Here is a 13,171-nt window from a genome sequence, read left to right as displayed (position 1 = left end):
GGGCGGCTTAATCATAACCGAAGGGGGGCGGCCCCATGAGGGCTTGGGCGTCCTCCAACGCCCGGTCGACGTTGCGGGGGTGTTTGCCCGCTCTGGCACCCGCCGCGACGACCAACGCCGGATGGAACCCCGTCTTCATTACCCACTCCGAACCTAAGCGGTCCGTACCCCGACGGCTAGGGCGGCCATGGCGCTCAGCAGGTAACCGACCTCAAAGCGTTGGATCTCGGTCACCAAAGGGCACTGACGAAAGCTTGATGTTGACAGCGGAGAGCATCTCTGAATCAATGCTCTCCCAACCTGAAAACCTGCCGATACGCCGGCGAGGTCAGGCTTCTCAGTAAATCGGTCCACATAATTCGCTTCCCGGGACATATTTTACTGAGAAATTACAACACGCCCAGGCGTCAGACGTCTAGATTCGCCACGCTGAGCGCGTTCTCCTGGATGAACTCGCGGCGCGGCTCGACCACGTCGCCCATCAGCTTCACGAACAGGTCGCCGGCATCGGTGGCGTCCTTCACCTTCACCTGCAGCAGCGAGCGCACCTCGCGGTCGAGCGTCGTCTCCCAGAGCTGCTGGGCGGTCATCTCGCCGAGGCCCTTGTAGCGCTGCAGTTGCAGGCCCTTGCGGCCGAAAGCCATCACCGCCTCGAACAGGCCGACCGGGCCGTGCAGCACCGTCTCGTCCGTCTTGCGGATGAGCGTCACCGGCTCGCCATAGATCTCCCGGAAGGCGTCGGCGCGCTCGGCGAGGCGGCGTGCCTCCTGCGAGGTCACGAGCCCGGCATCGAGCATCGCCACCTGCTTCACCCCGCGCAGCGTCCGGGTCAGGCGGAAGCCGCCCTCGGCCGCCTCCCCCTGCCAGCCGCGCTCGATCTCGTCGGCGATCAGGTCGAGGCGCTTGGCGGTCATGTCCGCCAGCACCTCCGCCTCGCCGGGGCGGTTGTCGACCTCGGGGTCGAAGGCGCCGGCCAGCACCGCTTGCTCCACCACTGAGCGGTCGTAGCGGGTGTGCAACCCCTGGATGACGCCACGGAAGCCACGGGCCTCATCGACCAGCGCCCGCAGCTGCGGCCCGGTGAACTCGGCCCCCGTGGAGAGGCGCAGGATCGCCCCCTCGACGCCCTGCTCGATCAGGTAGTCTTCGAGCGCCCGCTCGTCCTTCAGGTAGATCGCCCGGCGTCCGCGCTCGGCCTTATAGAGCGGCGGCTGCGCGATATAGAGATGCCCCCGGTCGATCAGCTCCGGCATCTGCCGGAAGAAGAACGTGAGCAGCAGGGTGCGGATGTGCGAGCCGTCCACGTCGGCATCGGTCATGATGATGATGCGGTGATAACGGAGCTTGTCCGGGTTGAAGCCCTCCCGGTCGGTCGAGGACCGGCCGATCCCGGCGCCGAGCGCCGTGATGAGCGTGCCGATCTCGGCCGAGGACAGCATCCGGTCGGCCCGGACGCGCTCGACGTTGAGGATCTTGCCGCGCAACGGCAGCACCGCCTGGAAGGCGCGGTCACGGCCCTGCTTAGCCGAGCCGCCGGCCGAGTCACCCTCGACCAGCAGGATCTCGCACTTGGACGGATCGCGCTCCTGGCAGTCGGCGAGCTTGCCGGGCAGCGAGGCGATGTCGAGTGCGCCCTTGCGGGTCACGGTCTCGCGGGCCTTGCGGGCCGCCTCGCGGGCCGAGGCCGCGAGCACCACCTTGCTCATCACGACGCGGGCCTGCTGCGGGTTCTCCTCCAGCCAGGTCGAGAGGCCCTCGTTCAGCACGTTCTCGACGGCAGGGCGCACCTCGGACGAGACGAGCTTGTCCTTGGTCTGTGACGAGAATTTCGGGTCCGGCACCTGCACCGAGATGACCGCCGTCAGCCCCTCGCGGCAATCTTCGCCGGTCAGCGACACCTTCTCGCGCTTCGAGACGCCGGAGCTGTCGGCATAGCCGGTGATCTGGCGGGTCAGGGCGGCGCGGAAGCCCGCCATATGGGTGCCGCCATCCCGCTGCGGGATGTTGTTGGTGAAGGGCAGCACCGTCTCGTTGAACGAGTCGTTCCACCAGAAGGCGCATTCCACGCGGATGCCGTCCCGCTCAGCGCGGACGACCACCGGGTTGGTCATGCCGTCGATCGGCTTCTTCGAGCGGTCGAGGTAGCGCACGAAGGCCTCGATGCCGCCGTCGTAATACAGTTCCTCGCGCTTCTTCTCGGCATGGCGGGCGTCGGTCAGGACGATGCGCACGCCGGAATTGAGGAAGGCCAGCTCGCGCAGGCGCTTCTCCAGCGTCGGATAATCGAACTCGATCATCGTGAAGGTGCCGGTGGAGGGGAGGAAGGTCACTTCCGTGCCCTGCCGGCCTCCGCCGGGGCCGACCACCTTGAGCGGCGCCACCGCGTCCCCGTGGCGGAACTCCATCGCGTGCTCGGTGTCGTTCCGCCAGATCCGCAAGCGCAACCACTGCGAGAGGGCGTTCACCACCGAGACGCCGACGCCGTGCAGGCCGCCCGAGACCTTGTACGAGTTCTGATCGAACTTCCCGCCGGCATGGAGCTGGGTCATGATGACCTCGGCCGCCGAGACGCCCTCCTCCTTGTGGATATCGACGGGAATGCCGCGCCCGTTGTCGGTGACGGTGACGGAGCCGTCGGCGTTCAGCGTCACCGTCACGAGGTCGGCATGGCCGGCGAGCGCTTCGTCGATGGCGTTGTCGACCACCTCGTAGACCATGTGGTGGAGGCCGGAACCGTCATCGGTATCACCGATGTACATTCCGGGACGCTTGCGGACGGCGTCGAGCCCCTTGAGCACACGGATCGATTCAGCGCCGTACTCGGCGGGCTGGGTCTCGGGTGTATCGGCCATGAACTTCCTCGGGCAGGCGGCGGACATCTCTCGCTGTGCGTGTACGCGGCGGAGGCGCCAGCCTGCTCATGCTTCCTGTTCGCCCAATATAGGGGTTTTGTGCTGCCGATGCACGCACTTATGGCCGGGGATCACCCGGCCATGCACGCGTTCTCGGCAGCCTGTGGACGCCTACGCCGCCTCGGCGATTCCCCCCTCGCTCGCAGCGTCGAGCCGAGCCACCGCGTCGGGCGACAGCGTCAGGCGGGCGGCACCCAGCAGTTCGTCGAGTTGCGCCACGGAGGTCGCGCTGGCGATGGGGGCGGTGATGCCGGGCCGGGCGATGATCCAGGCGAGCGCCACCTGGGCCGGGCTCGCGCCATGGTCGCGCGCAACGGTGTCGAGAACGTCGAGGAGGGCGAAGCCGCGCGGGTTGAGATAGGGCGCGACCCGGTTCTCCCGCGCCCGGCCGGTGGCCGACCCCGCCTCGCGGTACTTGCCGGTGAGGAAGCCCGCCGCCAGCGAGAAGTAGCCGATCACGCCGACCTCCTCCGCACGGCACAGGGGCTCCAGTTCGGCCTCGTAGCCCCGGGCGGCGAGGCTGTATTCCGGCTGCAGGCATTCGTAGCGGGGCAGGCCCTTGTCCCGCGAGACCGCCAGCGCCTGCGACAGGCGACCGGCCTCGTAATTCGAGGCGCCGATGGCCCGCACCTTCCCGGCCCGGACGAGCCTGTCGTAGGCGGTCAGCGTCTCCTCGAAGGGCACCTCGGCATCGTCGAGATGCGATTGGTAGAGGTCGATCCGATCGGTCTGGAGCCGGCGGAGCGACGCCTCGCAAGCCCGCTCGATATGGGCGGCGGAGAGGCCCTTGCCGGCCTCGCCCATGTCCATGCCGACCTTGGTGGCGAGCACGATCTTCTCCCGCGCGCCCGGCCGGGCCGCGAGCCAGCGGCCGATCACCGCCTCGGACTCGCCGCCCCGATGGCCCGGCGCCCAGCGACTGTAGACGTCCGCCGTGTCGATGAAGTCGAAGCCCTGCTCCACGAACCGGTCGAGGATCGCGAAGGAGGTGGCCTCGTCCGCGGTCCAGCCGAAGACGTTGCCGCCGAGGCAGAAGGGGGCGACCGTGAGGTCGGAGCGGCCGATGCGGCGCTTGTCCATGGGGTTCAGCCCTGCAGGAAGGGGTTGGAGACGCGCTCTTCGCCGAGCGTGCCGGTGGGACCGTGGCCGGGGATGAAGGCGATGTCGTCGCCGAGCGGCAGCACCTTCTCCTTGATGGCGCGGATCAATTGCTCGTGATTGCCGCCGGGCAGGTCGGTGCGGCCGATGGAGCCCTTGAACACCACGTCCCCGACGAGGGCGAAGCGCGCGTCGCGGCTCACGAACACCACGCTGCCGGGGGAATGACCGGGGCAGTGCAGGATGTCGAAGGTCAGCTCGCCGACCTGCACCGTGTCGCCCTGATCGAGCCAGCGGTCGGGCGTCACCGGCCGGGCGGGGTCGAGACCGTATTGGGCCGCCGTCGCCGGCAGGGACTCGAGGAGGAACTTGTCGGCGAGATGCGGCCCCTCGATCGGCACGCCGAGCCTTTCGCGGAGTTCGTCCGCACCGGCGGCGTGATCGACATGGCCGTGGGTGAGGAGAATCTTCTCCACGCTCACCCCCTGCTCCGCGATGGCCGCCTCAATGCGGTCGAGGTCCCCGCCTGGGTCCACCACGGCGCCGACCTTGGTGGCGTCGTCCCAGATCAGCGTGCAGTTCTGCTGAAAGGGCGTGACCGGGATGATCCCGGCGCGGGGCGTTCCTGGCATGAGGCGGGCTCGTTCGTGGTCGTGTGGGAAGCCTCCTTCTAACGCGCCGGACCGCCCGCCGCACCCGGCGAGGCCGAACTTCCCCGTGCTCCGGCGGTTGTGCACGCGCTCGTTTCCCCGAGCCTGCTGGAAGAGGTCGAGACGTGGGCCGCAAACGAACCGCTTTGGCTCTGACCGGCGCCGTCCTCATCGTCGGGATCGGGGCCGCCGCCGGGCTCGGCCGGTTCAGTTACGCGCCGATGCCGGACGCCGCCGACCTTGCCAACCCCGGCCGCTCGCCGCTCACCACCGCCTTCGACGTGCTGGGCCGGCGCATCGCCAAAGACGAGGCCGACAGGCTGCGCGGCACCGAGGAGGGCCGGCGCATCCTCTCGCCGGAGAACGGTGCGGTCGCGATCGACGAGGCGGTCGTCGCGCGGGGGCGCGAAGCCTTCTACCGCGAGACCTTCGGCAACGAGGTGTTCCTCACCGATGTGATGGGGATGCTCGACGGGGCGATCACGCCCTTCGAAGTGGTCCGCGCCGTGGCCGCCCTGAAGGGCGGGGCCACCACCAACCTTCAGGTGCCGCTGGCCCACGACATCACCATCGGTGCGAAGTCCTACAGGAAGGGCGAGCGCGTCCCGACCGGCCTCGACGTGCCGAAGGGCGGCGCCTTCATCATCGGCATCAGGAGCTTCTACGATCGCGGCCACCTGCGCATGGGCATCACCTGCGCCCTCTGCCACGCGGCGGTGGACCCAGCGAGCGGCAAGGTGGTGGAGGGCGCGCCCAACACCGACCTCAATGCCGGCCTGCTGATGGCGCTGGCCAAGAACTCGTCCGCCTACTTCATGCATGCGAGTGTGCCGGAGGCGGATGCCAAGGGTTCGGCCCTGCCGGATGCGAAGGCCGTCGAGGCGGCGACCAAGGTGCAGGTGGCGAGTTGGCCGCCGGGCAGCTTCGATTCCTCCGCCGACCGGGTGACGAACCCGACCTCGATCCCGTCGAGCTTCTCGGCCTATGGCGAGCCCTATAGCTGGAGCGGGCGCGAGACGCTGGGGCCGTTCGGCGGCCTGTCCTCGCTCAACAACAATGTCCACGCGGCGAATTCCGACACGACCCAACTCGCTGCCGCCGCGCCCTGGCTCTTCGGGCTCGACCCGGAAACCTATCTCGGCATCCTCCTGCGCGGCGCCCCGGAAGGCCCGCTGCGCTACGACCCCGCCGGCCCACGCCGCCCCTCCGAGGTGCTGCACGAGGCCGACCCGACGCCGGCCTCCCCCGGCCTCAACAGCTACGCCGTGCTCTCGACCTACCCGGCCACGAACTACATGACCGACAACGGGCTGTTCGCCTCGGTGCCAGGGGAGCCGGCGAACTACGCCAACAATGCCATGTCCGCCTTCCAGAACCTGCTGCGCCCGCCGCAGGCCAAGGCGGACGCGACCACGGCACGCCAGGGCCGGGCGGTGTTCGAGCGGGCCGGCTGCGGCGCCTGCCATGCCGGCCCGGCGCTGACGAACCACCGGGTGATCCCGGAGGCCGAGATCGGCACGGAGCCGACCCGCGCCCGCGCGGGCGCCAAGATGGAGGCGCGGCTCTCGCCGCCCGCGATGTTCGCCACGGACACGCCCTTCCCCCTGCCGGCCGATCCGAAGCTCGTGCCCCTCCCCATCGCGGCCGACCGGCTGTCGCAGGTGCTGCTCGCCTGGGGCCAGGGCGGGACGGAGGGCGGATACAAGGTGCCGAACCTCGTCGGCCTCGCCTGGACGGCGCCCTACCTGCACGATTCCGGCGTCAGCGTCGGGCCCGATGCCGGGAAGGATCTCGGCGTGCCCGGAACCCTGGACAAGGGCATCGCCGCCGATCCTGCCAACAGCCTGCGCGCCCTCGTGGACCGGCAGCTGCGCGAGACGGTCGTCGCCGCGAACGCCGCCTCGGAAAAGGCCCGCACCGCGCGGGTCACGGGGAAGGGCCACGCCTTCTGGGTCGATGAGCAGGCGGGCTTCACCACCGCCGACAGGGACGCCCTGGTGGATTACCTGCTGTCGGTCGACCGTCTCACTGAGGACGTGCCGACACCCTGAAACCGCCGAGCCATGCGTCTCACGCATGCCCGGCGAGACGAGCTGAGCCTTGCTTGCTGCGGCGCGTCATCCTACTTGTTGCATCGCAGGAACGCGATGGCGTCGCGGTCCTGTTGCCCTTCTTGGGCGTTTCCTCCCTAGACTTCGGGCCGCTCCTTCGGGAGTGGCCTTTTTTCTGTCCGGGGCGCGGAAACTAGCGGCGGCTGCGCAGGGCCACAAGCCCATCTCCCCCGTGGTCCACCGCGTAGGCCGGCATCATAAAACAGCCGCGTTGTGCACGCCCTGTTCAGGCGGGACTCCCCAACGTCCCCTGACACCCGCGTCCCGCCGCCCCGGCCTGTATGAACATCATCCTCATCAAGCTGTTCGCGACCGCCCTGACGCTGAGCCAGGTGACGACCCGGCCGGATTCGCTGCGGACGCAGTTCGATCCGGCCAAGGACGGGCCGGAGGTGGTGCGCATCCTGCGCGACGGCTGCGCCCACATGCGCAAGGCCTTTGACATCGAGGACATCAACCTCGACGACCTGATCTCCACGGCGATGGAGGACCCGACCAGCGTCGCCGGCCCCACGGCGCCGAAGATCCTGCACGGGCTCGATCTCAACGAGTTGAACACGAGCTACAAGCAGTTCTGCAAGGGCGAGGACCCGCTAAACTCGCCGTTCGACGCCAAGGCCGTCATCGAATTCTACGACAACGCGACGAAGGACCTGCCGGCCGCCGAAACCCTGCGGGACAAGGCGCTGCCGGGGATGAGCCGCATTCTCGACGCCTCCGGCAAGCCCTTCGCCGAGACCTTCGAGCCGAACGCCCGGCGCCTCGTCGTGCCAATCACCGCCGTGCCGCCCCTGGTGCAAAAGGCGTTCATCGCCGCCGAGGACAAGCGCTTCGAGAGCCACCACGGCATCGACGAGCGCGGGGTGATCCGCGCCTTCATCACCAACCTCGCCTCGCCGGGGCGCCCGGCCGGCGGCTCCACCATCACGCAGCAGGTGGTGAAGAACCTCTCGGTGGGCGACGACGTCACCTACGAGCGCAAGATCCGCGAGATGATCGTCGCGGCGCGGCTGGAAAAGCTCCTCACCAAGCCGCAGATCCTCGGCCTCTACCTCAACGGCATCTATCTCGGCCGGGGCGCCTACGGCATCGAGATGGTGGCACAGAGCTATTTCGGGAAGCCCGTCTCGGACCTCACCCTGCCGGAGGCGGCTCTCCTCGCCGGAATGCCGAAGGGCCCGAACTTCTACAGCCCCGACAAGTATCCCGAGCGCGCCCGCGAGCGCCGTGGCTACGTGCTCGCGCGCTTGAAGGAAGAGAACGTCATCACCGACGCCGAGTTGGCCAAGGCCAACGCCGCCGATCTCGGGCTGAAGCCCGTGGAGATCACCCGGCGCGATTCCGGCTTCTACCTCGTCGATTACCTCTCGCGGGAGGCCCGCACCGTGGCGGGGCTCGACAGCCTGACCTCCGCGTCCTTCACCGTGAAGGCGACGGTGAACGCGCCGTTGCAGCGTGCGGTGGAAACCGCGTTGCAGGACGGTCTCGCGACCTACGAGCGCTCCACCGGGCGCCAGACCTTCACCGGCCCGGAACTCAACCTCGCTGACAGCGTCCGCCGGATCGAATCTGCCGCGCCCGCGCCGGAAGCCTCGCCCCAGGCCGCTCCGGCGGTGACGGGGGCCAAGCCCGAAGCGACCAAGACGACCCGCAAGGGCAAGGCCGCCCCGGCCCTCGTCGCCGGCAAGCCCGCCTGGCAGCGGGCGCTGGAGAGCGCGCGGCCCTCGCTCTACGACGTGCATTGGCCCCTCGCCATCGTCCTCGACGGCGGCAAGAGCGCGGCGAAGGTCGGGCTGGAGGACGGCCGCGTGGCGACGCTCGATCCCGGCATCGCGCGCGGCAAGCTCCAGCCCTACGACGTGGTGCGGGTGAAGCTCACGGAGGGGCGTGGGGCGCCCCGGGCGCAGATCCGCGTGAAGCCGACCGTCCAGGGCGCGGCCCTGGTGCTGGAGAACAAGACCGGCCGCATCCTCGCCATGGCGGGGGGCTTCTCCTACCCGATGAGCCAGTTGAACCGCGTCACCCAATCGGTGCGCCAGCCGGGCTCGACCCTGAAGCCGCTGACCTATCTCGCCGCCCTCAACGCCGGGCTGCAGCCGAACACGCTCGTGCTCGACAACGCCGTGACCCTCCCGCCCATCGGCGGGGTCGGCGATTCCTGGTCGCCCAAGAACTACGAGGGCGGCGGCGCCGGGCCGACTACCCTGCGGCGGGGCCTCGAATTCTCGAAGAACCTCGTCACCGCCCGCCTGCTTCAGGGCGGCATCGCCCCGAAGGCGCCGGACAGCCTCAAGCGCGTCTGCGACATCGCCCTCGAAGCGCAGATCTATGCCGAGTGCGAGCCCTACTACCCGTTCGTGCTCGGCGCGCAGCCGGTGCGGATGCTCGACCTCGCCGGCTTCTACGCCGCCGTCGCCAACGAGGGCGTGCGGCCGACGCCCTACGCCCTCGAATCCGTCGAGCGCGACGGCAAGCCGGTCTTCACCCATCCGAATCGCGAGCCGGTGCGGATCGGCTCGGCCGACCGTGTGGCGTTCTACCAGCTCAAGACCATGCTTCAGGGTGTGACCCAGCATGGGACCGCCGCCGCCCTGGCCAAGGTTTCGAACAGCGTCGCGGGCAAGACCGGCACCTCCGAGAACGAGAACGACGCGTGGTTCGCGGGCTTCTCGAACGAGATCACCGTCGTGGTCTGGGTCGGCTACGACAACGCCGACGGCACCCGCCGTACCCTTGGGCGCGGCCAGACCGGCGGGCATGTCTCCGTGCCGATCGCCGGGGCGATCTTCCAGGCGGCTTGGGCGAACGGTGTGCCGCGCACGCCCCTGCGCGGCCCCTCCCCCGAGGCGCGGCCGCTCATCACCGACATCGCCATCGATCCGCGCAGCGGTACGCCGGGCGCGGGCAGCTTCATCGAGCATTTCCGCACGGGCGGCGGCGGCCAGGTGGCCGACACCCGCTACAAACTTCTGCCCCGCGAGACGATCTACGCCCTGCGGCCGGATTCCGACGACGGCGACCTCGCCGGGGCCGAGAACGGGGCCGACGTGGCGGGCGACCTCTTCGGTAATATGACCGGCGAGCGCTCCCGCCCCGACCTCCTCGATCCGTTCGGCGACCGGCCGGCGCAGCAGCGCAGCCGCCGGGCCGGCGCCGATCCGTACGGCACCCCCTACGGCACGAACGGCACGGAGGACCCGTACCGCCCCTGGCCCGGCCAGACCAACCGCTCCCCCTTCGGCGACGACGACGCTCCTCGCCGGCCCCGGCGCCGCGATCCCGACTACCTGTTCGGCGACGACCCCGGCTTCTGACGCCCGATCCCCCGTCCGAGATGACAATGCCGCGTCCGCAGACTTCTGCCGCCCTCGCCCTCGCCCTGTGCCTCGGGACCGCCTGCCCGCCCGCGCTGGCGCAGACGACGCCCGCCGCCAACTCCACGCCCGCCCCGGCCTCCGCTGGCCGCATCCGCGAAGTGCCCTCGGTGGTGGCGGTCGATCCGGCGTCTCTGAAGCCGGGCGAGATCCTGTTCACCGACCATCAGGACAAGGCCGGCGGGGCGGAGAACGGGCTGATCCCCTATCTCGATTGGCTGAAGGCGCGGCCCGCCGAGGCGCAGGCGCTCTCGCCCTATCCCGGCTACAAGGAGCCCGACTACACGGTGACGCTGAACGGGGTGAGCAAGCCCCGGCACGAGACCCTGAAGGTCTATGTCGCGGAGGGCCGCTTCGTCGTGGCGCGCCCGGCCGAGAGCATCGACCTCAAGGCGCTGGCCAATCTCGGCTTCGTGCAGGCGATGGACCCGGCGATCAAGCACCGCGTGATCGCCCCCGCCGACGTGACGCCGACCAAGGACCCCGCCGCTGCCTTCGCGCAGCGGCCCGACAAGCCCTGGTGCGAGGGCGCCTCCGCCTGCATCGAGTCGCGCTACGACCTCGAAGGCAAGCTGCCGCTCGGCGTGCGGCTCGCCAACAAGCTGGAAGAGGGCTCGGCCAAGAAGATCGCCGAGTTCGTCTCGTTCCAGAGCGAGTTGCGCCTCCTCGATCCGGCACAGGCCGTGTCTCTCACGGCGCTGACCAAGGTCGAGACCCCGCCGGCCGGCGGGCTCGAACAGACGATCTTCTGGGTCAACCAGATCCTGCGCTTCGGCAAGTTCCTGGCGGTGTTCCAGCCGATGCCGAACGATCCGCAGAAGACCGTCGTCACCGCCTACGTCGCCCTGGCGATCAAGGGCGACGTGCTCGACCGCAAGGCCGAATACGCCCGCGTGCCGGTGCTGAAAAACCTGCTGCCGGCGCAGGTGCTGATGGGCAAATCGACCTTCAACACCGGCACCTCGATCAGCGCCGGCCTTCCGGTCTACGCCCGCAACCGCATCGCCGCCTTCGCCGATGCGGTGGGCAAGCGCTGAGGCTTACATTCCCCGGTTGGCGATCGTCGGCAGCGTCGGCTGCGTGTAGGCGCGGTTGACGTCGCGCCGGGTCTGCGTGCCGTTCGTGTTGCCGGAGGCGCGGTAATTGTCGAGGCTGAAGCTCTCCGCGAGACCGCTGCTGCGGCCGCTGTCGGTGCTGGAGCAGGCGCAGACGCCCAGGGCCGCGACGGCGGCGAGGGTGATGGGGAGAAGACGCATCGCGGACCTCTTGGAAATGGCGGCCGACCTTAACCGGCGCAGGTCGGCAAGGTCAGGCCCCGGCGCATCGCGTCAAGGCTTCTTCCCATTCAATGAAGCGGTTTGAGCCATCTGCGAGGCTCTTCGGCCACGGAAAACAAACCACTCCACCGCTTTCGGGCCTACGCGGGAGGGCAATGTGTTGAACGGCGGGCCCTCCCCCCTGGCAAAGAGGCCCGGTTTTGGGCGACAAGGGCTGGCGATGAGCAATGTCCTGCCCTTCCGCCCGCGTCCGGCCGTCGCGACACTCGCCCGCTGCGAAGTCGTCGCCGTCGCCGGAGACCTCCTCACCCTGCTGGAGCAGCTTGAGGACGTGAGCGCCCGCGCCTCCGCCACCGGCCGCCCGCCCCTCGAGGTCGAGCGCACGGTGCAGCATCTCCTCGACGCCATCTCGGCCGTCGAGCGCGCCCTCGATTGCATCGGCGAGGGCGAGCAGGTCGCCCCGGCCTGAGCCGGAACCAGCCGATACCCGTCTAGGTTGTAGCGGCGAAGCGGCGCAACCGGAGCGGGGCGGATGCCATCTCGGACTGCAAGGGCGGCGTGTGTCGCCGCATTGACGATCATGACATGCACCACCGCCCAAGTGGCGACGGTCCATGCCGCCGAGGGCGGTTTCCTCGAAATGCTGTTCGGCGTGCGGCCCGCGCCGCAGCCGGAGCCCCAGGCGGCCATGCCGTATCCCGGCGCGCAGCCGGTGGCCCGGTCACGGCATCTCGGTTTCGGCCGGCACAAGCTGAAGACCCGCTATGCCGCGCTGCCGGTGAAGATCCACGTCAGCGACCGCCAGACTCCGCTGGACATGAGCAACGGCGCCGCCGCCGCCCTGCTGAAGGACGAGACCCTGCGGCCCGGCGACATCGTCGTGTTCAAGACCGGCGCGCAGGTTTTCGCCGGGCGCACCGGCCGTCCGCACGTGATGAGCGACTTCGAGCCGGTGAAGCAATCGGCGCTGGTCGATCGCAAGACGCGCCAGCTCCTCGCCTCCATGACCCAGCCGGCCGGGGTGCTCCCCGCCGACGAGGCCCGGCGGATGGTCGCGCGGATGCGCAAGGCCATCCCCGCCAAGGCCGACGCCAAGGCGCAGGTCGCCCGCTCGGAGGAGATGCGCGTCATCAACCCCTGGCGGACGACGCCCTGATCAGAAGAAGCGCTCCTTGACGACGATCGTGTCGCCGGGGCGCACCGCATAGGTCATCGGCACGATGCCGGAGACGAGGCCCGACGGCGTGGTGCGGGTGAGCACCGCGTAATCACGGGCGGCGCGCGGGTTGAAGCCCGCCGCGATAGCCACCGCCGTCTCGACGGTCATGCCGTTGACGTAGGCATACTGGCCGGAGGTCGTCACCTCACCGAGGATGTAGAACGGCCGGTAGGCGTCCATCTCCACGGTCACGTGCGGCTCGCGCACGAAGCCGGAGGACAGCTTGCCCTCGATGGCCCGCGCCGCCTGACCCGTGGTCTGGCCGCCGACCTGCACGGCGCCGATCAGCGGCATCGCGATCTTGCCCGCGCCGTCCACCGTGTAAATGTTGGACAGGTTGTCCTGTCCGAACACGATCACCCGCAAGCGGTCCCCCGCCGCGAGGGTATAGCGGGCGCTGATCGAGCCCGTGCCCGTAGCGTCGAGTTCGCTGGTCCGAAAGTCGGGACGCAGGCAGCCCCCGAGCGCGAGGCTGGTGCCGAGTGCGAAGACAAGTGCGCGCCGGTTCATCACCATCGCCGTGTTGTGAA

At 69.4% G+C, this 13,171-nt stretch carries 10 protein-coding genes; 5 read left to right on the top strand and 5 right to left on the bottom strand.

The genetic code is table 11. The features are described from left to right. Positions 1 to 407: 407 nt before the first annotated feature. The 3 genes from gyrB to AAHF99_RS04415 all read right to left on the bottom strand — a co-directional run bounded on the left by gyrB (position 408) and on the right by AAHF99_RS04415 (position 4,642). Positions 408 to 2,852: a DNA topoisomerase (ATP-hydrolyzing) subunit B gene (gene gyrB / locus AAHF99_RS04425; RefSeq protein ID WP_342162831.1), complete on the bottom strand. Its 2,445-nt coding sequence runs from the start codon at positions 2,850 to 2,852 to the stop codon at positions 408 to 410. 171 nt (positions 2,853 to 3,023) lie between these two features. After that, positions 3,024 to 3,992 (bottom strand): aldo/keto reductase, encoded by a 969-nt coding sequence (locus AAHF99_RS04420; protein WP_342162830.1) that lies wholly within the window; start codon positions 3,990 to 3,992, stop codon positions 3,024 to 3,026. A gap of 5 nt (positions 3,993 to 3,997) precedes the next feature. After that, positions 3,998 to 4,642: an MBL fold metallo-hydrolase gene (locus AAHF99_RS04415; RefSeq protein WP_342162829.1), complete on the bottom strand. Its 645-nt coding sequence runs from the start codon at positions 4,640 to 4,642 to the stop codon at positions 3,998 to 4,000. 143 nt (positions 4,643 to 4,785) lie between these two features. On the opposite strand from AAHF99_RS04415, the gene AAHF99_RS04410 reads away from it, so the two are divergent. The 3 genes from AAHF99_RS04410 (at position 4,786) to AAHF99_RS04400 (ending at position 11,182) form a co-directional block, all read left to right on the top strand. Next, on the top strand, positions 4,786 to 6,711 hold the full coding sequence (locus AAHF99_RS04410; RefSeq protein ID WP_412759829.1) for a cytochrome C oxidase Cbb3: 1,926 nt from the start codon (positions 4,786 to 4,788) through the stop codon (positions 6,709 to 6,711). Between the two features lie 341 nt (positions 6,712 to 7,052). Beyond that, positions 7,053 to 10,085 carry a penicillin-binding protein 1A gene (locus tag AAHF99_RS04405; RefSeq protein ID WP_342162828.1) on the top strand — a complete coding sequence of 1,011 codons (3,033 nt, stop codon included), beginning with the start codon at positions 7,053 to 7,055 and terminating at the stop codon, positions 10,083 to 10,085. A gap of 26 nt (positions 10,086 to 10,111) precedes the next feature. Next, on the top strand, positions 10,112 to 11,182 hold the full coding sequence (locus tag AAHF99_RS04400) for a hypothetical protein (protein ID WP_342162827.1): 1,071 nt from the start codon (positions 10,112 to 10,114) through the stop codon (positions 11,180 to 11,182). A gap of 3 nt (positions 11,183 to 11,185) precedes the next feature. Here the strand turns inward: AAHF99_RS04400 and AAHF99_RS04395 are convergent, their stop codons facing one another. Further along, positions 11,186 to 11,401, bottom strand: coding sequence for a hypothetical protein (locus tag AAHF99_RS04395; RefSeq protein WP_342162826.1), 216 nt, complete (start codon positions 11,399 to 11,401; stop codon positions 11,186 to 11,188). Positions 11,402 to 11,642: 241 nt separating this feature from the next. Between AAHF99_RS04395 and AAHF99_RS04390 the strand changes: the two genes are divergently transcribed. Together AAHF99_RS04390 and AAHF99_RS04385 are read left to right on the top strand one after the other, a co-directional pair. Next, complete coding sequence (locus tag AAHF99_RS04390; RefSeq protein WP_243958512.1) at positions 11,643 to 11,891, top strand: hypothetical protein; 249 nt, start codon at positions 11,643 to 11,645, stop codon at positions 11,889 to 11,891. 111 nt (positions 11,892 to 12,002) lie between these two features. Next, positions 12,003 to 12,578, top strand: a complete 576-nt coding sequence (locus AAHF99_RS04385; RefSeq protein WP_342162825.1) for a hypothetical protein — start codon at positions 12,003 to 12,005, stop codon at positions 12,576 to 12,578. Here the strand turns inward: AAHF99_RS04385 and AAHF99_RS04380 are convergent, their stop codons facing one another. Then, positions 12,579 to 13,157, bottom strand: a complete 579-nt coding sequence (locus tag AAHF99_RS04380) for a polysaccharide biosynthesis/export family protein (protein WP_342162824.1) — start codon at positions 13,155 to 13,157, stop codon at positions 12,579 to 12,581. It abuts the gene before it with no gap. Positions 13,158 to 13,171: the final 14 nt, after the last annotated feature.

It is taken from the genome of Methylobacterium litchii (genome assembly GCF_038442315.1).
In the GTDB taxonomy this organism is placed as follows: domain Bacteria; phylum Pseudomonadota; class Alphaproteobacteria; order Rhizobiales; family Beijerinckiaceae; genus Methylobacterium; species Methylobacterium litchii.
This window is presented reverse-complemented; position numbering and strand designations above follow the sequence as displayed.

What these genes read in the sequence shown, in the direction of transcription:
- gyrB (WP_342162831.1), bottom strand. Translation starts at nt 2,852, where the DNA reads ATGGCCGATACACCCGAGACCCAGCCCGCCGAGTACGGCGCTGAATCG.
- AAHF99_RS04420 (WP_342162830.1), bottom strand. Translation starts at nt 3,992, where the DNA reads ATGGACAAGCGCCGCATCGGCCGCTCCGACCTCACGGTCGCCCCCTTC.
- AAHF99_RS04415 (WP_342162829.1), bottom strand. Translation starts at nt 4,642, where the DNA reads ATGCCAGGAACGCCCCGCGCCGGGATCATCCCGGTCACGCCCTTTCAG.
- AAHF99_RS04405 (WP_342162828.1), top strand. Translation starts at nt 7,053, where the DNA reads ATGAACATCATCCTCATCAAGCTGTTCGCGACCGCCCTGACGCTGAGC.
- AAHF99_RS04400 (WP_342162827.1), top strand. Translation starts at nt 10,112, where the DNA reads ATGCCGCGTCCGCAGACTTCTGCCGCCCTCGCCCTCGCCCTGTGCCTC.
- AAHF99_RS04395 (WP_342162826.1), bottom strand. Translation starts at nt 11,401, where the DNA reads ATGCGTCTTCTCCCCATCACCCTCGCCGCCGTCGCGGCCCTGGGCGTC.
- AAHF99_RS04390 (WP_243958512.1), top strand. Translation starts at nt 11,643, where the DNA reads ATGAGCAATGTCCTGCCCTTCCGCCCGCGTCCGGCCGTCGCGACACTC.
- AAHF99_RS04385 (WP_342162825.1), top strand. Translation starts at nt 12,003, where the DNA reads ATGACATGCACCACCGCCCAAGTGGCGACGGTCCATGCCGCCGAGGGC.
- AAHF99_RS04380 (WP_342162824.1), bottom strand. Translation starts at nt 13,157, where the DNA reads ATGGTGATGAACCGGCGCGCACTTGTCTTCGCACTCGGCACCAGCCTC.